This window comes from Plantactinospora sp. B6F1 (genome assembly GCF_040120695.1).
In the GTDB taxonomy this organism is placed as follows: domain Bacteria; phylum Actinomycetota; class Actinomycetes; order Mycobacteriales; family Micromonosporaceae; genus Plantactinospora.
Map to the genome: position 1 here is coordinate 120,306 of NZ_JBEEAC010000011.1, position 22,987 is coordinate 143,292.

17 protein-coding genes are annotated in these 22,987 nt (G+C 72.3%); 7 read left to right on the forward strand and 10 right to left on the reverse strand.

All coding sequences use genetic code 11. From position 1 onward, the window contains the following. Window positions 1-155: 155 nt before the first annotated feature. Window positions 156-1,400 carry a WD40/YVTN/BNR-like repeat-containing protein gene (locus ABNF97_RS16705; RefSeq protein WP_349339064.1) on the reverse strand — a complete coding sequence of 415 codons (1,245 nt, stop codon included), beginning with the start codon at window positions 1,398-1,400 and terminating at the stop codon, window positions 156-158. Continuing rightward, complete coding sequence (locus tag ABNF97_RS16710; RefSeq protein ID WP_349339065.1) at window positions 1,390-1,908, reverse strand: RNA polymerase sigma factor; 519 nt, start codon at window positions 1,906-1,908, stop codon at window positions 1,390-1,392. The genes ABNF97_RS16705 and ABNF97_RS16710 overlap by 11 nt, the downstream gene beginning before the upstream one ends. A 427-nt stretch (window positions 1,909-2,335) precedes the next feature. Between ABNF97_RS16710 and ABNF97_RS16715 the strand changes: the two genes are divergently transcribed. Then, window positions 2,336-2,857: a hypothetical protein gene (locus ABNF97_RS16715; RefSeq protein ID WP_349339066.1), complete on the forward strand. Its 522-nt coding sequence runs from the start codon at window positions 2,336-2,338 to the stop codon at window positions 2,855-2,857. 212 nt (window positions 2,858-3,069) lie between these two features. Here the strand turns inward: ABNF97_RS16715 and ABNF97_RS16720 are convergent, their stop codons facing one another. Further along, window positions 3,070-3,939, reverse strand: coding sequence for a PhzF family phenazine biosynthesis isomerase (locus tag ABNF97_RS16720; RefSeq protein ID WP_130463772.1), 870 nt, complete (start codon window positions 3,937-3,939; stop codon window positions 3,070-3,072). Between the two features lie 140 nt (window positions 3,940-4,079). On the opposite strand from ABNF97_RS16720, the gene ABNF97_RS16725 reads away from it, so the two are divergent. Further along, window positions 4,080-4,433, forward strand: coding sequence for a metalloregulator ArsR/SmtB family transcription factor (locus tag ABNF97_RS16725; RefSeq protein ID WP_130463773.1), 354 nt, complete (start codon window positions 4,080-4,082; stop codon window positions 4,431-4,433). 63 nt (window positions 4,434-4,496) lie between these two features. On the opposite strand, the gene ABNF97_RS16730 is transcribed toward ABNF97_RS16725, so the two are convergent. Then, entirely contained in the window at window positions 4,497-5,552 is a 1,056-nt protein-coding gene (locus tag ABNF97_RS16730) for an App1 family protein phosphatidate phosphatase (protein WP_486484959.1), read from the reverse strand. A 179-nt stretch (window positions 5,553-5,731) separates the two neighbouring features. Here ABNF97_RS16730 and ABNF97_RS16735 point away from each other — a divergent pair, with 179 nt between their 5' ends. After that, window positions 5,732-7,483 (forward strand): hypothetical protein, encoded by a 1,752-nt coding sequence (locus ABNF97_RS16735; RefSeq protein ID WP_349339067.1) that lies wholly within the window; start codon window positions 5,732-5,734, stop codon window positions 7,481-7,483. 45 nt (window positions 7,484-7,528) lie between these two features. After that, window positions 7,529-8,086: an acyltransferase gene (locus ABNF97_RS16740; protein ID WP_349339102.1), complete on the forward strand. Its 558-nt coding sequence runs from the start codon at window positions 7,529-7,531 to the stop codon at window positions 8,084-8,086. Between the two features lie 245 nt (window positions 8,087-8,331). Here the strand turns inward: ABNF97_RS16740 and ABNF97_RS16745 are convergent, their stop codons facing one another. The 6 genes from ABNF97_RS16745 to ABNF97_RS16770 all read right to left on the reverse strand — a co-directional run bounded on the left by ABNF97_RS16745 (window position 8,332) and on the right by ABNF97_RS16770 (window position 17,785). Beyond that, window positions 8,332-9,615 (reverse strand): nucleotide sugar dehydrogenase, encoded by a 1,284-nt coding sequence (locus ABNF97_RS16745; protein WP_349339068.1) that lies wholly within the window; start codon window positions 9,613-9,615, stop codon window positions 8,332-8,334. Window positions 9,616-9,620: 5 nt separating this feature from the next. Then, complete coding sequence (locus ABNF97_RS16750) at window positions 9,621-11,192, reverse strand: glycosyltransferase (RefSeq protein WP_130463776.1); 1,572 nt, start codon at window positions 11,190-11,192, stop codon at window positions 9,621-9,623. Continuing rightward, entirely contained in the window at window positions 11,192-12,820 is a 1,629-nt protein-coding gene (locus ABNF97_RS16755) for a glycosyltransferase family 4 protein (RefSeq protein WP_349339103.1), read from the reverse strand. The genes ABNF97_RS16750 and ABNF97_RS16755 overlap by 1 nt, the downstream gene beginning before the upstream one ends. 245 nt (window positions 12,821-13,065) lie before the next feature. Then, window positions 13,066-14,322: a nucleotide sugar dehydrogenase gene (locus tag ABNF97_RS16760; protein ID WP_130463777.1), complete on the reverse strand. Its 1,257-nt coding sequence runs from the start codon at window positions 14,320-14,322 to the stop codon at window positions 13,066-13,068. A gap of 138 nt (window positions 14,323-14,460) precedes the next feature. Continuing rightward, complete coding sequence (locus tag ABNF97_RS16765; RefSeq protein WP_349339069.1) at window positions 14,461-16,008, reverse strand: glycosyltransferase; 1,548 nt, start codon at window positions 16,006-16,008, stop codon at window positions 14,461-14,463. Window positions 16,009-16,105: 97 nt separating this feature from the next. After that, window positions 16,106-17,785: a glycosyltransferase family protein gene (locus ABNF97_RS16770; RefSeq protein ID WP_349339070.1), complete on the reverse strand. Its 1,680-nt coding sequence runs from the start codon at window positions 17,783-17,785 to the stop codon at window positions 16,106-16,108. Window positions 17,786-18,219: 434 nt separating this feature from the next. Between ABNF97_RS16770 and wecB the strand changes: the two genes are divergently transcribed. From wecB to ABNF97_RS16785, 3 genes are all read left to right on the forward strand, one after another. Continuing rightward, window positions 18,220-19,308 carry a non-hydrolyzing UDP-N-acetylglucosamine 2-epimerase gene (gene wecB, locus ABNF97_RS16775; RefSeq protein WP_130466128.1) on the forward strand — a complete coding sequence of 363 codons (1,089 nt, stop codon included), beginning with the start codon at window positions 18,220-18,222 and terminating at the stop codon, window positions 19,306-19,308. Window positions 19,309-19,474: 166 nt separating this feature from the next. Further along, window positions 19,475-20,818 carry a glycosyltransferase gene (locus tag ABNF97_RS16780; protein ID WP_349339071.1) on the forward strand — a complete coding sequence of 448 codons (1,344 nt, stop codon included), beginning with the start codon at window positions 19,475-19,477 and terminating at the stop codon, window positions 20,816-20,818. A 6-nt stretch (window positions 20,819-20,824) separates the two neighbouring features. Beyond that, the gene (locus tag ABNF97_RS16785) at window positions 20,825-22,957 is read left to right on the forward strand and encodes a glycosyltransferase family 1 protein (protein WP_349339072.1); all 2,133 of its coding nucleotides are present in this window, start codon (window positions 20,825-20,827) and stop codon (window positions 22,955-22,957) included. The last annotated feature ends 30 nt before the right edge of the window (window positions 22,958-22,987 follow it).

Genomic DNA, 22,987 nt, shown 5'->3' on the forward strand with positions numbered 1-22,987 from the left:
TGTTCCCGGGTGGTGGTCGTGAACACAGGGTCGGACCTGGAGCTTGGTTGAGGTCAACTCGGAACGGGCGGAGTACGGGCTCCGCGCCGTCCAGCGCCGCCCGATGTCCCGCCGGTGCGTCGGTGCAACCGTCCGGTCGCACCGACGCACCGGGCTCACTCGGGGAGTGCGAACCGGCTCCAGGAGAGACCGTCCTCGGTGATCAGGGCGTGGTCCGGGCCGACTGCCGAGATGTCGTCCCGGCCGTAGAGCCACGCGTGACCGGGAGCGACTCCGACCGATCCTTCCTTCCCGCCGGGCCCGTGCTGGTTGGAGAAGTGCCGCCCCCGGTCCCGGCTCACCCACAGGGACGAGGTGAGCACCGATGCCAGGGCGCCGGACTCGGCGACCAGTAGTGAGCCGTCCGAGCCGATGGTGAACAGCCTGTTCGCCGGCGACGCCGGCAGATCAGTTCCGGCGTCCTGCCAGGTCACTCCACCGTCCGTGGTTTGCAGCAGTTGGGACGGGCGGTCGCGCTCCATCGGCTGGGCGCCGGGCGGCGGTGGGGGCTCGATCAGCAGGTACGCCTCCCGCTTGCTGACCCCGGCCACGGCGATCACGTCCGCCCCCTTGGCGGGCCGCCAGGTGTTCCAGGTGGCGCCTCGATCGGCGCTCCGGGCGACGACCATCACGTCGATGTCGCCGGGCCAGTAGGTCACCCAGATCGTCCCGTCCGCGCTCGGGTAGATGCTGGACGGCGGATAGGGCGACGGTTGTGCACCACTGAGCCGGTACACCGTTCCGGTCGAGGGGTCGACGGCAAGCGGCTGGCGGACCGCGTCACAGCCGTCCTGGCAGAAGACGCTACGGGCTCTCGGTGGGAAGGCGGACACGGCCATCATCGCATGTTCCGCGTCCTGCCAGGTCCGACCGTAGTCGGTGGAGAGCCGGGACTTGCCGCCGTCGAAGACGAGATAGGAGCGCTCGCCGAGGACGGAGAACCGCAGGTCGAGATCGCTGCCCGGAGTGGCCCCGGGCGAGCAGTCCGCCGACCGGTAGCGGGCCTGGTCCCAGCGGGTCCAGCTTCGACCGCCGTCCGTGGTGTACGCGAAGCGCAGCGTGCAACCGTGGTCGACGGTTTCGACACCGACGCCGGAGTCTGGCCCGGTCATGAAGAGCTCGGTGCTGCGGACCCGGGTCTGGGGCGGCAGGGTGGGGTCGCCCCACTCGGCCGCACCCCTGTTCGTGGCCAGGGGCAGGGCCACCATGCCGGCGAGGACCACCACGAGGGCCAGCGCCAGCCCACCGGCGCGGCGTCGGCGGCGGGCCTGGGCCACCGACCGGAGGTCGTCGAGGGGCGGCTGCCGGACGGCGTCGGAAACGGTGTCGACGTCGAAGCCGGCGAGTTCACTAACGGGCATTGATCCTCCCGGTGCTCGTGCTGTCCTTGGCGGGGGAGTCGTCGAGTAGTTCCGCCAGCGCGTGCCGGCCCCGCGACAGGCGGGACTTGACCGTGCCGACCGAGACCCCGAGGGTCGCTGCCACCTCGTCCACCGGCAGGTCGACCAGATAGTGCAGGGCCAGGGCGTGCCGCTGTCCACGTGGCAGTTGCCGCAGCGCGGCCAGCAGGGCGAGGTGTTCCGGCGATCGATCGGCGACCACCGGTGGCGGGCCGATCCGGTGCAGCAGCCCGCCGAGTAACCGGCGCCGACGGTGTCGGGTACGGGCAACATTCACCGCCACCCGGCGCAACCACGCCTCCGGGTTGTCCAGTTGGGCGAATCGCCGGGGTGCGGCCAGCGCCTTCGTGAAGGCCTCCTGGACCGCCTCCTGTGCCTCGTTCAGGTCCCCGGTCACGGCGTACAGCTGGACGACCAGCCGCCGGAAACAGCCTGCGTACAACTCGGAGATCACATCACCGTCGGTCACCGTCACCTCCCTTCTCCATCAATCCCACTGACGAGCGGAGGGAAAGGTTCCACGGGACCGGCCAGAGATTTCCGCGTCGAGCGGTGGCGGCCGACACCGGGTCCGGCACACCGCCGACCGGCCGCGGCCGGACCGCACCGGGCTCCGGGGACCGAGCCACGCCGCGACCGTGCCGGCGCCGGCCGCGTACCCGCTCGTCCCGGGCTGCCGGATGCGGCAACATCCGGCGCAGCTCCTGGAGATAGCAGATAGACGTGTGACAATGGCTTTCGATGGCTGGCCGGGCTGAGATTTCGTCCCGACCGGCGGCCGGCAGGTCCCGCCCACCCGCGTGCGGGCCTCCAGCCGCCGGGCACCCGCGCCCGCTCCGCCATCGTCGAGACAGGCACCGCCACCCGCACAGTCCGTCCAGTCAGGAGGAATCGCCATGCCGCGACCGATCCGCCGGTCGGCGGTCTTGCTCGCCGCCGCCCTGCTCACCCTCACCACCCTGGCCAGCCCCGCCCGGGCCGGCACCGACGCCGACCTCGCCCCGCAGCCGTTCGCCGCCGACAGCGGCGACAGCTGTCGGTACGGGGTCGCCGAGGGAACCCTCGAATTCCTTCCGATCTCCGCACCTCCCGGGCTCGGCTCGGTGACCGTCACCGGCACCATCGCCGACCGCCCCTACGAGCGCGATCCCGGCCCGGTCTGCCGGGACGACGGGCTGTTCAGCTTCGTCACCTTCTACGCCTACGGCAGCGGCCGCCTCATCACGGAGGCCGCCGCGAGGGTGGAGAACGACATCACGAAGTACAGCTTCCAACTCGGCCCCCGGGAGCCGTCGATCGGTGTGGACACCCTCGTCGTCCAGGTCTGCCGGGCCGCCACGGCGAACGCACCGACCCCGCTGCCGATTCCGGCCGGATACTGCGGGACGCCCCAGATCTATTCGCTGCACTGGAGCTGACCAGCCGGTGACGACCGCCCCGGGGCGCCGTCCGGCTGGTCCGCGACGCCCCCCGGGGTGGCCGTCGGGCACGCGGACCGGCGGGCGGCTCTCGGCGGCTGGCCGTGGACTCTCCGGCACCGCCAGCCGCACTGGACTCCGGCGCCGCCGGCCGCCCTGGGCTCCGGCACCGCCAGCCGCTCTGGACTCCGGCGCCGCCGGCCGCCCGGAAACTACCCGAGCGGCTCCGGCAGTGTGACGGTGCCGTCGAGGTAGCGGCGGTAACCGCCGCGCAGGCGTACCCGGTCGCCGTCGACCACGCAGTGCACCGCCCCGCCCCGGGCGGAGAGCTGCCGGGCGCTCAGCGTCGTCCGGCCGAGCCGCTCCGCCCAGTACGGCGCGATCTGGCTGTGCGCGGAACCGGTCACCGGGTCCTCGAAGGCGCCCGCCTCGGCCCCGAACCACCGGCTGACGAAGTCGACGCCTCCGGCGCCGCTGGTGCCATCGGCGGCTGTCGGGGCGGTGACGATCGCGCCGCGCACCGGTAGCCGGGCCAGCGTGGTGAAGTCCGCCGTGACGGCCCGGACCTCGGCGGCACTGCGGAGCACGTAGACCAGGTCGGTGTCCTGGAAGCAGTGCTCCGGCTCGATGCCGAGTGCGGCCACGGCGGCGGCGCTGACCTCGTCACCGTCCGGTACGGTCCCCAGCCGTCCGGCCGGGAAGTCCAGCTCCAGTTCGCCTTTCCGGCCGGACCGGCTCACCGGCAGCCAGCCACTGCGGGTCCAGAAGAGCAGGCGCGACGCGTCCGGATGCACGTCGTCGAAGAGCTGCCCGGCGGTGGCCAGGGTGGCGTGCCCGCAGAGGTCCACTTCGACCGCCGGAGTGAACCAGCGCAGGTGGTAGGCGGGGTCGGCACCCGGCGGCGGGGTGGCGTCGGTCGGCAGTTCCGCGGTGTAGAAGGCGGTCTCCGAGAGGTTGTTCTCCTCGGCGAGGGCCTGCAGGACGGGGTCCGGCAGCCAGCCGGGCAGGGGCATCACCGCCGCCGGGTTACCGGTGAACACCCGGTCGGCGAAAGCATCGATCTGGATCAAGCGGAGTCGCATCGCCCCTGTCTACCAGCACCGCATCGGGGTCGTCGGGACCGGTGGCCGGCCCGGGGCGGGCTCGGGCCGATAGGGTCGTCCGGACCCTCCCCGGGTTGGGTAGACTCTAGTTATATAAGTGAGCGCTGAAAGGTGGCGGCGTGCACGCGTTCGACGTTCTCGGCGATCCCGTCCGGCGACGGATCCTGGAGTTGCTCGTCGACGGGGAGCGGTCGGCCGGCGAGGTCAGCGCGGTGGTCCAGCGGGAGTTCGGGATCTCCCAGCCGGGCGTCTCACAACACCTGCGGGTGCTCCGGGAGAACGGATTCACCACGGTACGCGCCGCCGGCACGCGGCGGCTCTACGCGGTGGACCCCGCCCCACTCCAGGAGATCGACCGGTGGCTGGAGCGCTACCGGGGATTCTGGACCCAACGGCTGGACGCCCTCGGCACGGAGATCACCCGGGGCAGACGCGAACGCCGCCGGGCGGAGGAACCGAGCGGCGAGGACTGAACCGGGGCAGCGGCGCGGCGGTACCGCTGCTCGCGCGGCCCGGCCCGGATCCGGCGCTGCGGCTCAGACGAGGTTCGCGTCCCGGAGCAGCCGCCACAGCCCGGCGCCGTCAGGTGCGCAGAACCAGCGCTCGCCCAGCAGCCCGGCCGCCGGGGTGCTGTCGTCGGTGCTGCCCGTCGGAGCCGGGAAACCGCCGGCCAACACCGCCTGGGTCGGCGACAGCCGGCGGATCAGCACTCCGGCGACGTTGTCCGGGTGCTCGGCGGCGAACTCGGCGTAGATCTCCTGGTCGTGCTGGCCGTCGTCGCCGATCAGCAACCATCGGATCTCGGGGAACTCGCGTACCAGCCGGGCCAGGGCGGCGCGCTTGTGCTCCCGTCCACTGCGGAACCAGCGGTCCGCCGTCGGGCCCCAGTTCGTCAGCAGCAGCGGGCCGGCCGGATAGAGGTGCCGGGACAGGAACCGGGTCAGGGTCGGAGCGACGTTCCAGGCACCGGTGGACAGGTAGAGTACCGGGGCGCCGGGATGCGCGTTGACCAGGCGCTCGTAGAGCACCGCCATCCCGGGTACCGCCATCCGGGCGTGCTCGTCCAGCACGAAGGTGTTCCACGCGGCCAGCAGCGGCCGGGGCAGCGCCGTCACCATCACCGTGTCGTCGATGTCGGAGAGCACGCCGATCCGCAGCGCCGGGTCGACGATCCGGACCGGCGCGTCGACCGGCTCGGCACCGGGACTGGACAGGCGTACGCTCTGCCAGCCGGGTGCCAGGTCGGCCTCGACGACGAGGTCGACGAATCCGCTCCGGTCGGCCAGGGCCTCGTGCCGGCGACCACCCGCCTCGATCACCACCGGAGCGTGCTGCACCGGCAGGGTGGCGAAGCTGCGCCAGCCACGCACCTTCTCCGGCCTGCGGCGGGGACGGCGACCCAACCGGGTCAGCAGGACCCGACCCAGCACCCGGGTCCAGCCGGGCGCACCGTAGCCGGCGTACGGGACGACCGTGACATCCCATCCACCCTGCCCCAGGCGGCGTTCGATGAACTGGTGCACCGCGTCCTCGATCCGGGCCGCTCGGTGCAGCCGGGGCGCGGGCGCTGGACCGGCGGGTATCAGCGACACCTTGCCACCCTGCCACAGCACGCCCGGTCCGGCTACGAGACAGATCAACTGACCCCCCGGGGCCCGCCCGCGGCGGGGGCGGAACCGCCCCGACCTGCGCCGATCCGAGCCCGTGACCCGGAAGGCCGTGCGAGACTTCGAGGCGGGACGGCGACGGGGGCACGGGGGTGTCGGTGGCGGTGCCCCGCAGGGGGCGGCGGTTGTGGCGAGCACTCGACCGGCCGGGCGCGGTGGCACTCGGCCTCGGCCTGCTCGCCCTGGGCTACCGGCTGGCGCTGGTCCTGCTGACCGTACCCGGCTCCAACAGCGACGAGGCCACCTTCGGGCTCGCCGCCCTGCACATCGCCGAAGGCCGCGAACTGCCGGTCTTCCTCTACGGCCAGCACTACATGGGCACCGTGCAGAGCTATCTCGCCGCGCCGCTCTTCCTGCTCTTCGGCGCCGGCTGGATTCCGCTGCGGATACCCCTGCTGTTCCTGTACGCCGCCTTCCTCTACCTGGCGTACCGACTCACCCGGCGGCTCTACTCCCCCTGGCTGGCCACCTTCACCGTCGGGGTACTCGCGCTCGGCGGCGAACGCGTGATCCGGGACCAGATCACCGCCGTCGGCGGCCGCCCCGAGGTCAAGCCCGCCGTACTGGGCCTGCTGCTGATCGCGCTCGCCCTCGGCCAACGGCGGACCCGGCACCGGCTCTTGGCGTTCGGCCTCTTCGGCCTGGTCACCGGGGTCTGCGTCTGGGACGACTGGCTGGTCCTGCCCTACCTGGTGGTCGCATTCGGTGTCCTGCTGGTCGGCTGCTGGCGGGACCTGCTCGGCCCGGCCGGCGCGGTACTGGTCGCCGGATTCCTGCTCGGGGTCGCGCCGCTGCTCGTGGACAACCTGACCGCACCGGCCGGGCAGGACTCGATCTCGGTACTGCGGCAGGTCAGCGAGGGCGAGGCGGAGACGACCCCGGGTAGCCGGCTGCACGGCGCGCTGCTGGTCGGCATCCCGCTCGCCAGCGGCCTGTGCCGCCCGGAGGGCTGCGACGCCGTCGAGATGTCCTGGGCCGGGCTCTACCTGGCGCTGCTGCTCGCCGCCGGGGCGCTGGCGGTGGTCGGACTGGTCCGGGCCGGTCGAGCGCCTACGGTGCCGGGTGACGGCACCGGACCCGCCGCACCGTCCGGCGACGCCTGGCACCGTGGAACTCCGGGCAGCGCCGGGCGCCGGGAGACGCCGGGCAGCGCCGGGTCCGGCGGCACGCCGGAGGAAGTCCAGGCCGGTGACATGGTCCGGGCCGCCCGGATCAGCCAGGCCGGCCGGCTCGCCCTGGTACTCGGCGCCGCGCTCACCGTGGCGGCGTACGCCCGCAGTTCACTCGCCGGCAGCGCACCGCTGGCCAGCGCCCGGTACCTGTCGATCCTGCAGATCTCGCTGCCCGCCGTACTCTGGCCGCTCTGGCTGGTCGCCCGCTGGTCCGGGCGACTGCGCACCGGTGCGCTGACCCGGCTCGCCGGGGTACTCGGCACCGCCGTACTCGCCCTGCTGCTCGTGCTGCTGCTCGGCACCACCGGGCACCTGATCGGCGAGATCGGCACGATCCGAGCCGAGGAGCGGCAGCAGCGGCAGCTCGCCCGCACCCTGGAACGGACCGGGACCTCCGCCGTGTACGCCGAATACTGGACCTGCAACCGGCTGGTCTTCGTCACCCGGGAACGGGTCGCCTGCGCGGTGCTCGGTGCGGACCTGCGGCCGGGACAGGACCGCTATCCGGCGTACCCGAGGCGGGTCGCCGCCGCCGACCGGCCCGGCTACGTCTTCGAGGCCGGCACGCCCGCGGACACCGCGTTCCGGGCCCACCTACGCCGCTCGGGTGTCCCGGCCCGGGTGACCCGGGTCGGACGGCACACGGTCTACCTGCCGGAGTCGACCCTCCGTCCCCCGGGCTGACCGGCCCGGCACCTCGGCGTATCCTGCCAAGCCGTGACTCAAGCGATGAACGAGCCCCCCGCTCTCCCCGACACGGTCTTCGTGCACCCCTCGGCCGAGGTCGACGAGGGTGCGCGGATCGGCGACGGCACCAAGGTCTGGCACCTCGCCCACGTCCGCTCGACCGCCCGGGTGGGCGCCAACTGTGTGATCGGCCGGAACGTCTACGTGGACGCGAACGTCGTTGTCGGCGACCTGGTGAAGATCCAGAACAACGTCTCGGTCTACCAGGGCGTGACGATCGAGGACGAGGTCTTCGTCGGTCCCTGCGCGGTCTTCACCAACGACCTCCGGCCCCGGGCCCAGAACCCGGAATGGGAGATCACCCCGACGACGGTACGCCGGGGCGCCTCGATCGGCGCCAACGCCACCATCGTCTGCGGGGTCGAGATCGGCTCGTACGCGATGATCGCCGCCGGCTCGGTGGTGACCCGGGACGTCGCGCCGTACCAGTTGGTGGTCGGGAACCCGGCCCGGCCCAAGGGCTGGGTGAACGCCCGGGGCGAGGTCGTCTCGCGCGACCCGGAGCGGCCGCCGGCCCAGGCCGAGGCGGACCCCCGCTGACCGGTTACGCCGACGCGGCCGCCGCCACCGCCGTAGACGGGGTGTTCCGGGCCTGACCAACAACTCGTCCGACCCCTCGGCCACGCCGCGCGGTGCCGACGGACGAGCCCTGACCGATCCCTTCCGGTCCGGTCAGGGCTCGACGCGTCTCCCAGGTCCCGAGCGGCCCCACCACCGCACCGGACCCGGGCGGGCCCGGAACCCGTGCGGGCTCAGCCGCAACCCGTGCGGGCTCAGCCGCCGATTCAGCCGCCGATGACGACCCGGCGGACGTTGGACCAGCGCGCCGGGTCGGTCACCCGACGGCCGTCGACCAGCACCTCGACCGCCGGCAGGTCGGCGCTGGAGAGGGTGCGGTACTCGGCGTGGTCCGCCTGGATCACCGCCGCGGTCACCGGCTCACCGGCGTACGCCGGCAGGCCGAGCGCGGTCAGCTCCTCGCCGGTGTACATCGGGTCCGAGACGTACGGCTTCGCGCCCCGGCGGCGCAGCGCCTCGACGGTCGGGAAGACGCCGGAGAAGGCTGTCTCCTTCACCCCGCCGCGATAGGCGGCGCCCAGCACCAGCACCTCGACGCCGGTCAGGTCACCGGCGGCCGCCGCGAGCAGGTCGACGGCGTACTCCGGCATCGCCGCGTTCGCCTCCCGGGCCGAGCGTACGACGGTGGCCGTCGGGTCGTTCCACAGGTACATCCGGGGGTAGATCGGGATGCAGTGCCCGCCGACCGCGATCCCCGGGGAGTGGATGTGGCTGTAGGGCTGGGTGTTGCAGGCCTCGATGACCTTGATCACGTCGACCCCGACCGTGTCGGCGAACCGGGCGAACTGGTTCGCCAGGCCGATGTTGACGTCCCGATAGGTCGTCTCGGCGAGCTTCGCCAGCTCCGACGCCTCGGCCGATCCCAGGTCCCACACCCCGTTGGGCCGGGACAGGTCGGGACGCTCGTCGAAGTCCAGCACCGCCTCGTAGAACTCGACACCGCGCCGGGCCGACGCCTCGTCCACCCCGCCGACCAACTTCGGGTAACGCCGCAGGTCGGCGAAGACCCGGCCGGTCAGCACCCGCTCGGGGCTGAACACCAGGCTGAAGTCGCGGCCGACCTTGAGCCCGGAGCCCTCCTCCAGCATCGGCGCCCAGCGGTTGCGGGTGGTGCCGACCGGCAGCGTGGTCTCGTAGCTGACCAGGGTGCCGGGCTTGAGCCCGGCGGCGATGGCCCGGGTCGCGTCGTCCATCCAGCCGAAGTCCGGCACCCCCTCGGCGTCCACGAAGAGCGGCACCACCACGACCACGGCCTCGGACTCGGCGACCGCCGCCGTGGTGTCGGTGGTGGCGGAGAGCCGGCCCGCCGCCACCGCCGCCTTGAGCTTAACGTCGAGGTCGGTCTCGCCCGGGAACGGCACGGCGCCGTCGTTGACCAGCTGCACGACCCGCTCGGACACGTCGGCGCCGACCACCGTGTGCCCCTTGTCGGCAAACTGGACGGCGAGCGGCAGGCCGATCTTTCCGAGAGCGACGACGCAGATTTTCATGCCTTCTACTTTCCTCCCTGGGGCAACCTGCGCCGCAGTCGGGCCAGGACCCGACGGGGGGTGACAGGTGCGATGGCGATCACGAGCTGGCCTCGGTGACTCGTTGTCGGGGTGATCACGAAGAACCGCATTCCCCGGCGGTACATCAAGCGTGACACGGTCGGCCGGGCCGGTGCGCGTACCGCCGCGGAGCCGACCTCGCCGAAAGCGGGCAGTTGGCACCGGACGCCGAGCAGCGAACCGCCGGCCCCCGAGCCGGCCAGCAGCAGCCCCACCCGGAACCGGGCCCGGACCGTGCTGCCGGTACCGTCCCGGGTGGTCTCCAGCGTGGTGCCCGTGACATCGCCGGCGGTCAGTCCGATCGGCCCGGAGGCCAGCGACGCGAGGTCCCGGCGGGGGGTACGCGCGGTCACGGTCAGCGCCCGCTCACCGTCGTCGCAGGTCTCCCAGGTGACGGCGACCACCTCCAGCCGGGCGAGCCAGTCGGCGGCGGTGTCCGAGACGTCGAACCAGGCGTCCGGCAGGTCCAGCCGGGGGTCACGGAAGCCGGGGTAGCCGGCGTACCAGCGGTCGCCGTCGATGATCGTCGGCGGTACGCCCTGCTCGGCGTCCTGCCGGATGACCGCGAGCAGGTCGTCGACGGTGCCCCGCTGGGCGGTGCCGATCCGCAGCCGGGGCTCGATCTCCAGGCGGGCCCGGATCCGGTCGGTGAGGTAGCGGTCGGCGAGGCCCCGGACACCCGAGTGCACCCGCTCCTGCACCGCCCGGTCCAGCCCCAGGAAGTCGTCCTCGACCAGCCGGGCGACCTCCCAGGCGAAGTGCCGGACCAGTACCGCGTCCCGGCGCTCGCCCGGCTCGATCAGCCCGGCCACGAACTCCATGATCGACTCGACGCAGCGGAGTCGCTCGACGTGCCGGGACCGGTAGGTGATGTTGTGCGCGTTGAGCCGGCGCACCGCGTGGTAGAAGTCGTAGTCCGCCAGCACCGAGATCCGCTTCGCCCGGAAGCACGCCTCCAGGGTGAACGGCTGGTCGCTGCCGACCGGCATGTCCTCCGGGTAGCGCAGGTGATGGCGCTCGATCAACTCCCGGCGGAACAGTTTGGTGTTCGCCAGCGACCATGGCAGGGCGGAGTCGAAGAGGTCGATCTCCACCTCGTTGCGGGCGAATACCGCCTGGTGGATGTTGCGGCTGTTCACCCCGACCGCCTTGCCGAGCACGACGTCCGAGCCGTACTCGTCGGCCGCCCGTACCAGCCGCTCCAGCGCCTCCGGGCCAAGGTAGTCGTCGGCGCCGATGAAGAAGACGTACCGGCCGGTGGCCTGGTCCAGGGCCCGGTTGCTCGGTGCCGCCGGGCCGCCGGAGTTGGCCTGGTGGATCACCTTGACCGTACCCGGGTAGAGCCGGGCGAAGCGGTCCAACTCCCGGCCGCTGCCGTCGGTCGAGCCGTCGTCGACCGCGACGACCTCGATCCGGTCCCGGCCGATGCTCTGCCGCACCAGCGAGTTCAGGCACTTGGTGAGGTAGGGCATCGTGTTGTAGACCGCCACCACCACGCTGACGTCGGGTTCCGTCATCACGCGGTGACCCCTGCGGCCGGCCGGCTGCCCGGGCTCACGACGGACTCCGGACCGGTCGGCCCCGAGGCGGAGCCGACCGGGCCGGCCGGACCGGCGCCGGCACCGGCCGCCGACCGCTCGGCAGTGCCGTCCAGCAGCCGGCGATAGACCCCGGTCAGGACCTCGGCCTGGGCCGCCCAGGTCCAGCCCGCCAGCAGCCCCGGCTGCTGGTATGCGGCCCGGTACCGCTCCCGGTCCGCCAGCACCGCCCGGACCGCCCGGACGTAGTCGGTGACGTCCTCGGCCCGGAACACCTCACCCTGGCCGGTCGACCGGACCGTCTCCGCCATCGTCCGCACGTCGCTGACCACCACCGGCAACCGGGCGTGCGCGTACTCGAAGAACTTCGTGATCAACGCGATCTCGTGGTTCGGCCAGTGCTGGATGGGGATCACCCCGACATCCGCGCCGGACAGGAACGCCACCACCTGCCAGTGCGCGACGTACGGCAGCACGTGCAGCCGGTCGGCCACGCCGAGCGCCCCGGCCCGGGCCAGCAACTCCCGGACGTACGGGCCGTCGGGCTTGTTGACCACCAGCGCGACGTGCACCCCGGGCAACTGCGGCAACGCCTCGATCATCGTGCCGAGGCCCCGCTTGGGGGCGGCCACGCCGCTGTACACCAGCAGCGGCACCTCCGGACCGATCCCGCACCGGTCGCGCAGTTCCGGTGCCGGTCCGGTCTCCCCCGCCGGGTCGCCCGTGACGTCCGGCGCGTTGAGCACCACCGCCGGCAACTCGGCCAGCCCGTGCTCCCGGCGCAGCAGCTCGGCGAGGCTCGCCGAGACGGTGACGGCGGCGTCCGCGAACGGCACGTACTCCCGCTCGTGTGCGCGGTGTGCGGGAAGCCAGCGGGCGTTGTCCTGCCACGGCTGCACCCCGGGCAGGAACTCGTGGGCGTCCCAGACCAGCTTCAGCTCCCGGCCGGCCACGGCGGCCCGGACCTTGGCCCGGGCGCCGACCCCGATCATGCGGAAGTCGTGCGCGTGGATCAGATCAGGTGCCAGCTCGTCGACGACCGGCCCGAAGGCCAGCTCGTAGTCCCACAGCCCCGGCTCCAGCCGGCGCCACGCCCGGCCACCCTGCACCGTGGACCAGAACCAGGTGTAGAGCCGGTCCCACCAGCTGGTCAGCTTGCGGCCCTTCCGGGCCCGGGTCAGCATCCAGTACCGCAACGACACCCACCGGCGGAGCAGATGCGCGGCCTTCCGTTCGAGCCGCAGCCGGCGCCGCCGCCGCTCCAGCCGGCGATCGGTCGTCCCGGCCCGGACGGCCAGGGTCAACTCCGCCTCGCGCTGCCGGATGTCGGCCTGCCAGGCCTTTGCCCACTGGGCCCGGTGCGCGGCGATGCCGTTCGGCGCGTACGCCAGCGGCCAGCGCAACCAGGCCCGCCGGAACTCGTGCCGGCGCCGGGCCAGCGGATCGGGCATGGGCAGCAGCCGGACCTCGGCGGGACCGAGTCGCCAGGTCTGCGCGGCGCCATGCGGTGACCTGCCGAGCAGCGTCACGTCCCAGCCGGCTTCGGCGGCCGAGCGGGCGACCTTCTGCACCCGGGAGTCACCGTTGACGCCGTTGTCCACGAGCATCACGATCCGACCCCGAACACTCCGCGCCTCGACCGCGCCGCCAGAATCCGTTTCGCCCATGCTCCGCCTCTTCCGGTCCCGCCGCGAACGCGGGCGAGTCTACGTCACCGCCGGCGATCTGCCCGGTGCCCGTACCGTCGGGGCAACCAGTGCCGCGAGCGTGCGCGACAGCCTCCGGTCGCCCGTTCCGGACAGCGTGTTCCCACCCCGGGCGGGTCGATCCCCCGCACCCGGTGGGACCGCTGCTACAGCCGGTAGGAGCCCTCGCCGCTGGTGACCCCGCGCGTGTCGAAGAACCGCCGCGCCTGCCGCGCCAACTTCTCCGCGTCGTAGCCGCGGTGGTTCTGCACGAGGATGGCGAGATCCGCCTCGGCGACGGCGGTCTCCGCGTCCTCCACCCGTCGAACGTCGACCCCGGACGCGGTCCAGTTCGTCACGTACGGGTCGTGATAGCTCAGCTTGGCGCCGAGTCCGGCGAGCAGCCGGGCCAGCGGGACGGCCGGCGACTCCCGCTGGTCGGCGATGTCGGGCTTGTACGTCACGCCGAGCAGCACGATGTTGGCGCCGTTGGTGGCCATGCCGGCATCGTTGAGGATGTTCTGGGCCCGCCGCGCCACGTAACTCGGCATCGTGGCGTTGATCTCCTGCGCCAGCTCCACGAACCGGAACGGGTATCCCAGCCGCATTCTGACGTTGTGGCTGAGGTAGTTCGGATCTATGGGGATGCAGTGACCACCGACCCCGGGACCGGGATAGAAGGGCTGGAAGCCGAACGGCTTGCTGCTCGCGGCCCTGATCACGTCCCACAGGTCGATGTCGAGTTCGTGGCAGAACCGCGCCATCTCGTTGACCAGCGCGATGTTGACATGCCGGTAGGTGTTCTCCAGCAGCTTCGCGGTCTCCGCCTCGCGGGTTCCCCTGGTGCGGACGATCGTCTCGATGAACCGACCGTAGAACTCGGCAGCGCGTTCCGTACAGGCCGGGGTGTGCCCGCCCACGACCTTCGGAGTGTTCCGCGGGCCGAAGTCCCGGTTGCCCGGGTCGATCCGCTCGGGCGAAAAGGCGAGGTGGAAGTCGACCCCGGCCTTGAGCCCGGACTCCTCGAGGATCGGACGGACGATCTCGTCGGTGGTGCCGGGATAGGTGGTCGATTCGAGGATCACCAGCATGCCGGCCCGGAGGTTCCGCGACACGGAACGCGCGGCGGACTCGACCGCCGTCAGATCCGGCCCACCGTCCTCGGCGAGCGGCGTGGGTACGCAGATCAACGCGGTCGACGCCGTCGCGATCTCGGTCTCGTCCGTGGTGGCCCGGAATCCCCCGGCGACCATCTCGGCGATGTCGGCGTCGGAAAGATCGTCGACGTGGGAATTGCCGGCGTTGAGCTCCTCGACCACGCGGGAGCTGACGTCGAACCCGAGAACCGACGCCCCGGAACGCACCGCCTCTCGCGCAAGCGGAAGTCCCACGTAGCCCAGTCCCAGAATTACGACATCTGTCATTGCTCGTCCCTCAAGCCGCGGTTGATCTGTTCGAACTCCGCCTACAACAACCTGCGAATGCTATCCCACGATGCCGCCGCTTCCGGATGGCCGCAATCGCGGTCTGACCGAGACGCACACCCCGTCGTTCCGGGCCGATCAGCCTCGGCTGGGCGCCCGGTCCGGGGCCAGCCGACGATAGATGCCGGCCTGTACCTCCGCCTGGACCTCCCAGGTCCAGGCCGCGAGATCCATCGACTTGTACGCCGTGCGGTAGCGCTCGGGATCGGCGAGTACCGCCCTGGTCGCCCGCACGTACCCGTCGACGTCGTCCACCCGGAAGACCTCGCCCTGGTCGTTCTCCCGGACCGTCGCCGCCATCGTCTCCACATCGCTGACCAGGATCGGCAGCCGCGCGTGCGAGTACTCGAAGAACTTCGTGATGAGCTGGATCTCGTGGTTGAGCCAGTGGTGGATCGGGATCACGCCCGCATCCGCCGTGGAGAGGAAACCGACCACCTGGGAGTGCGCGACGTAGGGCAGGACGTGCAGCCGGTCCGCCGTACCGAGCTCCCGGGCCCGTGCGATCAGGCTCTTCAGGTACGCGCTCTGCGGGTCGTTCACCACGAAGGCCACGTGCGCCTCGGGTAGCTGGGGCATCGCCTCCACCATCACGCCCATGCCGCGGTGGACCGCCGCCGCTCCACTGTAGACGAGCAGCGGCACGTCCGGACCGAGCCCGCACGTGCTGCGGATGTCGGGAGCCGTCGCATCCCACTCGACGTCACCGGCGTTGGGCGTGTTGAGCACGACAGACGGCAGCTCCGGCAACGAGTGATCCCGCTTCAGCAGCTCGGCGAGCTGGGTGGAGACCGTGATGACGGCGTCGGCGTACGGCGCGAACTCGTGCTCGTGCGCCTGGTTGGCCGTCATCCACCGGGCGTTGTCCGCCCTCGGCTTCACCCCGGGCAGGTACTCGTGCACGTCCCAGATGAGTTTGATCGTCCGACCCTTGCTCCGGGCCCGGATCTTCGCGCGGGCGCCGACGCCGAGCATCCGGAAGTCGTTCGCGTAGATGATGTCCGGTTTCAACTGGTCGACGGTCGCGCCGTAGGCCAGCTCGTAGTCCCACAGTTGCGGCTCCAGCCTGCGCCACGACCGGTCGCCGAGCAGCCGCCGCCAGAACACCGTGTACGCGCGGTCCCACGGGCTGCGCAACTTGCCGCGGTATCCCTGCGCCCTGGTCAGCTGCCAGTAGCGGAACGACACCCACTTCTTGACGCCCTTGGCGGCCAGCTCCTGCACCCGCAGCAACCGCCGCCGCACCGCCACCCCGGCGGACCGGTCGGTGGCCAGCAGTGCCCGCTTGACCGCCAGGTCCGCCTGCCACGCCTTGACCGCCTGCGCGCGGTGCGCCGCGATGCCGGTGGGCGGATAGGCCAGCGGCCCGATGATCCAGCGGCGCCGGAACTCGTGCCGCCGCTGCCGGAGCGGGCTTGGCATCCGCACGAGCTGGACCTTGGCATCACCCAGTTGCCAGCTCTGCGGCTGACCGTTCGGGGACCGGCCGATCAGGATGACATCCCACCCCGCCTCGGCGGCCGACCGCGCCGTCTTCTGTACCCGCGAGTCACCGTTGACTCCATTGTCGACGAGCATCACGATGCGTGCGGGCCCCGCCGGCTCGTTCGTCCCCGTCGCGACCATTGGCCCTCTCCTCTTCATGCAGGTCGACCACCGCGCCGATGTGCGGACGGGGCGCGACCTGGTACGCCCACGCTGTGCAAGAGTTGGATGTACCGCGCTATTTCGCGCTGCTGCTCGGGCCTCTGCCCGTCGCCGCGACGGCCATACCGTACACGACCTCATCGAACTGGTGCTTGACGATCTCCCAGTCCCAGGTGGCGATGGCGTGGTCCGCGGCGGCCTCACCGGCCGACCGCCAGGCCTCCTCGGTGGCGGTGACCGAACGGATCCGCTCGGCGGCCTCCTCCGGGGAGTCGACCACCCAGTCCACCGGGAACAGGGTCCGGGCGCTCGCCGGCCGTCCGGCGAAGAACGGCCAGTCCCGGACCACCGGTACGGCCGCGCTGGCCGCACCCTCCACCAGTGCGCAGTGGAAGCTCTCCCGGACCGAGCTGCTGACGATGACGCCGACGTCCCGGAACGCCTCCGGCATGTCCTCGGTCTGCCCCATCCGGACCACCGCGCCCGTCGCCTCGAGATCGGCCATCTCGGCCAGCAACTCGTCCCAGAACCGCCGGGCGTCGGGGCTCGCGTCCGCGTTGAGGTCCTGACCGAACAGTGCCAACCGGTACCGGTCGTCGGACGCGCGCAGGTGCCGGAGCACCCGCACCGCCCAGCCCGGGTCCTTGGCCACCGCCTTGATCCCCACCACGGCCAGGGTGAACCGGGCGTCCGGGTTCTTCGGCCGCCGGTACGCCCGCAGGTCCATCGCGTTGCTGATCACGTGCAGCCGGGTTCCGGCCGTCGTCATCGCCGGCACCGCGGCGACCGCGAGGTCGCGCAGGTGGTCGGAGACGAAGATCAGGTCGTCGACCCGGGAGAAGTCGACCAGGTGCGGCCAGTGCGCGAAGACCTCGAAGCTGTGCAGCCGGACGATGACCCGGGTCGACCCGGGATCCAGCAGCGAGAAGAGCACGGCCATCGCCGCGCACCAGTCGACGAAGACGACGTCGGCCCACTCCAGCTGGGGCCCCAGCCACTCCCTGACCCGGTCGCCGTAGCTGGAGCGCCCGGACAGGACGTGTTCCATCATCGCCCGGCTGTTGTTGAGCAGCGGAACGTGCGTGCCGCCGTCCTCCCCCGGGTCCAGGAACCGCACCTCGACGTCCGGTCGCTCCGTGAAGTGCCGCCGGATGGCGGCGAGGAAACCATGGTTGCCGTAGGTAGCGATCAACAGCCGCAACGGCCGGTCGGTGGGGACCGGCCCCGGGGTCCCGCTCCGGCCGCGCGGTGCCGAGAGCGCCCCGACCGCCGCGCTCGCGTGCCACTGGGCGAGGTAGCCCGCCGGATCGTCGGCGAGCGGCGACGTCATCCGGTCGAACTGGAGGCGGCGATGGAACAACTGTCGGTGAGCGGTCTGCAGCGAGGCGGCCGCCGCCCGGACGTTCCCCTTCGTCAGCACGCTGTCGGCGATCGCCAGTTCGGCGGCGACGGCGGCGGGCAGGCTCGGCGGAGTGCCGGAGTCGAGCTCGGCGCTCACCTGGCGCATCAGCAGGTCGGCCCGGAGCCGACGGTTCTGGATCCGGCGCAGCGCGACGCCCGAGGTCCGCGCGGCCTGCTCCGGGCGACCGGCCCGCAGCAGGCTCGCCTGGACCTTGCCGGCGAGCCGACCACGGGCCCGCTCGGGCAGGCCCGGCACTGCGAGCACCGCACCCCAGAGTCCGGAACCGAGTCGGAGGCGCACGAACGCCGGCGAGGTCGTCCAGCCCAGCCCGGCCGATGCGGAGCGGGCAGCCATCCGCCGGACCCTCCGGGCGGCAGTGCGCCCCAGGGTCATCGCCGGACCTCGGACCGGGTCACCGGTACCCGCGAAGGATCGAGGATCATTGCGGCATGGCCCCCTGATGCTGGCGTTTCGACGGCGATCCCATGGTATTGAGCGCGTCGGAGTCTGCCACAACGAACAAAGCGCCGGCAAACCTCAGCGGGCACGTCAAACCTGCGGTCCGTGACCAGGCACTCACTCAATGGCGGGGGCGGCGCCGGCCGCAACAGGACGGGCGAAACGATATCCCCCATAATCCCCCCGGGCGCCGATTGCCGTACCCTGCCGCTCACGACAGCCTCGCCCCGCCAGTGGCTACACTCCAACCGCCGGCCGCAGCGGGTCCGGTACGTCGCGCCACCGCCGGTTCGCCGGCGTTCTCCGTCGACAACCTGGAGTATCGCCACGTGAAGGTCGTAAGCATCGTCGGGGCCCGCCCCCAACTGGTGAAGTTGGCGCCGGTGGCCGCCGCGTTCGCGCGAACCGAACACCGGCACGTCATCGTGCACACCGGCCAGCACTACGACGCCGACCTCTCCGACGTGTTCTTTTCCGGACTCGGCATCCCGCAACCGGACGTACACCTCGGAATCGGCTCCGGCACGCACGGGGTACAGACCGGTCGGACCCTCGCGGCGCTGGACCCGGTACTCGCCGCCGAGCGTCCGGACTGGGTCCTGGTCTACGGGGACACCAACTCGACCCTCGCCGGTGCGGTCAGCGCCGTGAAGCAGCACCTGCCGGTGGCGCACCTGGAGGCCGGGCTGCGCTCGTTCAACCGGGCGATGCCGGAGGAGCACAACCGGGTCCTCACCGACCACGCCGCCGACCTGTTGCTGGCCCCGACCGAGGAGGCCATGCGGCATCTCGCCGACGAGGGGTTGGCGGCGCGGGCGCGGATGGTCGGCGACGTGATGGTCGACGTCTGCCTGCGGGTACGCGACTCGGTGCTGGCCGGCGAGCAGCACCCCGGCGAGCTGCCCGAGGGCATCGACGTCCACGCACCGTACCTGCTCGCCACCGTGCACCGGGCCGAGAACACCGACGACGCGGATCGGCTCGCCGCCCTGGTCGACGCGCTCGCCGTGCTGCCGGTGCCGGTGGCGCTGCTCGCCCACCCGAGGCTGCTGGCCCGGGCCGACGAGCACGGCGTGAAGCTGGCCCAGGGTGCGATCCGGGTTGGCCGACCGCTGCCCTACGCCGGCATGGTGGCCGCGGTGCTCGGCTCGGCAGGTGTGATCACCGACTCCGGGGGCCTCCAGAAGGAGGCCTACCTGCTCGGTCGCCCGTGCACCACGTTGCGGACCGAGACCGAGTGGTCGGAGACCCTCGACGGCGGTTGGAACCGGCTCGTCCCGGACCCTCGCGCCATCGTCGCGGACGAGTGGGTCCGCACCGCGACCCGGGACGCGCCGACCACCGCGCGGAGCGAACCTTACGGCGACGGGCGGGCGGCGCAGCGGGTGGTGGAGGCCCTGGCCAGCACTTCGACCTGAGCGTCCGCCCGGCGAACGACCTCCGACGCGCTCCGCGAACGCTTCCCTGACCAGCCCCGACGCAAGGAAGATCGGCAGCAGCAGGATGCATAACCCTCTCCCGTCCTCGCTCACCAACCTGACCCGCGCGATCCGTCCCCGGCCGCGCCCCGGCGATCGACCGCACGTGATCTACCTTGCGATCGGGTTTCCGCCCGCCGCGAAGAGCTCGGCCTACCGGCTGCGCGAGACCGCCAACCAGTTCTGCGCGATCGGCTGGGACGTCACCGTCATCACCATCTGCCAGGAGGCGTGGGAGCGCGAGTACGGCCTGGACCACAGCCTCTCGGCCGGCGTCGACCCGAGGGTCAAGGTGGTCGAGCTGCCGCTGATGCGCGTCGACCTGGAGACCGACATCCGCAACTTCTCCGAGGCGCGGGCGTTGCGCCCTCGGGAGTGGATCGAGCGGCAGCGCAGGCAGGAACTCAAGATCTTCCCGGAGCCGGTCTTCGGCGGCTGGCGGTACGCCCTGGAGAAGGCGGTATTGCGGGAGCACCGGGCACACGCCGCCGTCCTGCTCATGACGACCTGCGCGCCGTACGTCAACCTGGCCGCGACGTGGCGGCTGTGGCAGGAGCACCGGGTGCCGTACGTGGTGGACTTCCGGGACGGCTGGTCGGTCGACGTGATCGGCGGCGGCACGGCGTTCCCGGAGAAGTCCCCCGCCGGGCAGTGGGAGAAGCGGGTCCTCGAGCAGGCCGGGGCGATCTGGTGCGTCAACGAGCCGATCGCACAGTTCTACCGGGACCGGTATCCGGTGGTCGCCGACCGGGTCCGGGTGGTCCGCAACGGCTACGACCCCGACTGCGTACCGGATGCGCCGCACCGGGCGGATCCCGCCGCCGGACTGACGTTCGGCTACCTCGGCTCGATCAACTTCGCGCCGGCCCTGCTCGACTCGGTGCTCACCGCTTGGCGGATGGCTCGCCGGGTGGACCCGGTACTCGCCCGCAGCCGGTTCGAGGTACGCGGACACATCGGTGCCGGTGCGCTGCGCGAGGCCAACGCGCACAGTGAACTGCTGCGCGCGGCCGCCCCCGATGACGTGGAGTTCGGCGGTCCGGTGCCGAAGGCCGAGGTCGCCGCCGTTTTCGGGCGGTGGGACGCGCTGGTACTCATGCTCGTCGGCGGCAAGTACGTGACCTCCGGGAAGGTCTACGAGTACGCCGCCAGCGGGCTGCCGGTGATGTCGGCCCACGAGGTGGACCACGACGCCGCGAACGTGCTCGCCGGACATCCGCTCTGGACCGGAGCTGTCGGCCTGGACGTGGCGGCGCTGGCTGCCGCCTTCCGCGAGGCCGCCAGGTTGGCGGTCGAGGCGACCGACGCCCAGCGGGAGGCCGCCCGGGTCCACGCCGAGCACTTCGCCCGAGGCGCCCAACTCGCCCCCGCCGTCGCCGAGGCCGCCCGGCTGGCCTCGAATCCCGCCGCTGGGAAACCGACCCCCGCCTACGCCGACCGAGGCAGGTAGATCCTTATGATCAACGTACTTCTCGTCGCGGGCACGGTGCCCCGGCAGGAGACGGTGCTGGTTGAGGCCCTGGAGCGGTTCCGGAAGCAGGGCGTCCAGGTTCGCCTGGTCTGCGACTTCGACCTGAGCCGGCTCACCTTCGATCCGGCCCCGGCGCAGGTGCGCGGGCTCCGCGAGACCGAACCGGACGACCGGCTGCGCCGGTCCCTCGGCGGCGAGCCGTCCCGCGCGGTCTGGGTCCGTGCCTGGCACGACGAGGTGGTCCGGCGCTGGGTCCGCGAGGCCGACGTGCTGGTGTCGATGGACATGGTCGCCGTCTACGCGGTGTGGGAGATGGCACAGCGGCAGCTCGACGCGGACGCCTGCCACGGCCTCGGTCCGGCTGCCCGGGCGGTCCAGGCCCGCCTCGCCGGCGCGCCCCGGCCAAGGAGAGGGCTACGTGCGGCGGTCGCGATCCGTGCCGGCATCGTCGCCCGAGCAACCCGCCGGGATGCGCAGGGCAAGGTACGCCGGGCCATGCGGATCGGCATGGCCCCGGCCGTGATGCGCAGCGGTGCCGGGGCCTGGTTCTGGCGTACCGCGGTGGCGGTGCCGGCCCTGCCCGACCGGGTACGGACGGGTGTCGCGTACCGGGTGCACCAACGCGCGATCGAAGCGGACCGCCCGCAGCAGGCGGCCGCCGCCTCGGCCGCCGCTTCGGCCCGGCTGGAGGACGTCGCCTCCCGGGCCAACCTGTTGACCAGGGAGGCGACCTGGGAACTGGCCATCGGCCGCGTCCCGGTCGCCCTGCACGCGGCGGTCGCCACCGAACTGGCCGTCGCCGACGGATGGCTCCGCAAGAAGAACACCGCCCGGGCGACCCAGTCGACGCACAGGGCGCTGAAATTGCTGTTCCATCGGGTGGCGCACTTCGAACAGCCCTGCTCCCCACTCGCCGAACGCCCGGCGGAGTTCCTGGCGCCGCTGCGCGACAGCGCCGTCGGTCGCGCTCTCGCCACCCCGCGTGGCCGGGCCACACCGGCCGAGCCACCGCCAACCGACCGGGCGCTGCGGCTGCTGGTCCTCACCGACGGCGAAGCGCGACGCTCCCGGACGATCCGGGGTCGCTACGACGACCGGCCGGACGTCGAGGTCCAGTACGTCGACCTCGGCGACGAGACGGACGCCGGGGCGGTACGCACCGATCCGGCCGCGCAGGTGGGTCACCTGCTCGCCGGGTCGAGCGAGTACGGCAACCGGATGCGCGAGTGGTTGCAGCCCCGGCTGGAGTGGGCCGACGTCCTCCTCGCCGACGGCACCGAGCCCGCCGCGGCGGTTACGCTGTTCGACCCGGGCACCACCCGGATCGTGGTACGCACGCACCCGGCCGACCTGCTGCGTCCATGGGCGCACCTGGTCGACTACTCGCGAGTGGACGAACTGGTCGTCGCCGCGGAGGCCGTGCGGGAGCTGGCCACCGCGGTGCTGCCCCAGCTCGGCACGGAGACGGCACCGACGCTGTCGGTCGTCGGCGACGCGCTCGACCTACCCGCACACGCTCGTCCCAAGGAGCCGCAGAGTCGCTTCACCCTCGGCCTGCTCGGTGTGAACGCCGTCGACACCCGGTGGGCCGTCGAGGTCCTCCGGCAGCTCCGGGCCGGCGACACCCGGTACCGCCTGGTGCTGATCGGTACCGAACTCACCCCCGAGCCGGGCATGGTGGTCCGGCGTTACCACGAGGAACTCCTCGCCGAGCTGGTCGAGCTGGAACGGTCCGGAGCGGTGGCCCGGGTCGAGCGGGTTCCCGACGAATTCCCGGAGGCGTTGTCCGGCGTCGGGGTGATCCTGAGCAGCCCGATCCGGGAGACCTTCCGGCATGCACACGTCGAGGGCGCGGCCGGTGGCGCCGTACCGGTGCTGCGCGGATCGTCCCTCGCCGGCTCGGTGCACGGTGTCCGGGCACTCGTGCCGACGGAGTGGGTCGCGGACACGCCGCAGCAGGCGGCGGACCGGATCCGCGAGCTGACCGCCAGCGAGGAGAGCTGGCGGGCCAACGGTGCGGAGGTGGCCGCCTACGCCCGGGCCACCTGGGACTGGCGCAGCGGCGGCCAGCGCCTCGCCGAGGTGCTCCGGATTCCACTGCGCCACCCGGTGCACTGAGCACACAGACCATCTGCCGGGGCCGGGTCG

Excerpts from the sequence above, each read along its gene's own strand:
- ABNF97_RS16705 (WP_349339064.1), bottom strand. The coding sequence starts at position 1,400 with ATGCCCGTTAGTGAACTCGCCGGCTTCGACGTCGACACCGTTTCCGAC.
- ABNF97_RS16715 (WP_349339066.1), top strand. The coding sequence starts at position 2,336 with ATGCCGCGACCGATCCGCCGGTCGGCGGTCTTGCTCGCCGCCGCCCTG.
- ABNF97_RS16720 (WP_130463772.1), bottom strand. The coding sequence starts at position 3,939 with ATGCGACTCCGCTTGATCCAGATCGATGCTTTCGCCGACCGGGTGTTC.
- ABNF97_RS16740 (WP_349339102.1), top strand. The coding sequence starts at position 7,529 with ATGAACGAGCCCCCCGCTCTCCCCGACACGGTCTTCGTGCACCCCTCG.
- ABNF97_RS16745 (WP_349339068.1), bottom strand. The coding sequence starts at position 9,615 with ATGAAAATCTGCGTCGTCGCTCTCGGAAAGATCGGCCTGCCGCTCGCC.
- ABNF97_RS16750 (WP_130463776.1), bottom strand. The coding sequence starts at position 11,192 with ATGACGGAACCCGACGTCAGCGTGGTGGTGGCGGTCTACAACACGATG.
- ABNF97_RS16755 (WP_349339103.1), bottom strand. The coding sequence starts at position 12,820 with ATGCTCGTGGACAACGGCGTCAACGGTGACTCCCGGGTGCAGAAGGTC.
- ABNF97_RS16760 (WP_130463777.1), bottom strand. The coding sequence starts at position 14,322 with ATGACAGATGTCGTAATTCTGGGACTGGGCTACGTGGGACTTCCGCTT.
- ABNF97_RS16765 (WP_349339069.1), bottom strand. The coding sequence starts at position 16,008 with ATGGTCGCGACGGGGACGAACGAGCCGGCGGGGCCCGCACGCATCGTG.
- ABNF97_RS16770 (WP_349339070.1), bottom strand. The coding sequence starts at position 17,785 with ATGGCTGCCCGCTCCGCATCGGCCGGGCTGGGCTGGACGACCTCGCCG.
- ABNF97_RS16785 (WP_349339072.1), top strand. The coding sequence starts at position 20,825 with ATGATCAACGTACTTCTCGTCGCGGGCACGGTGCCCCGGCAGGAGACG.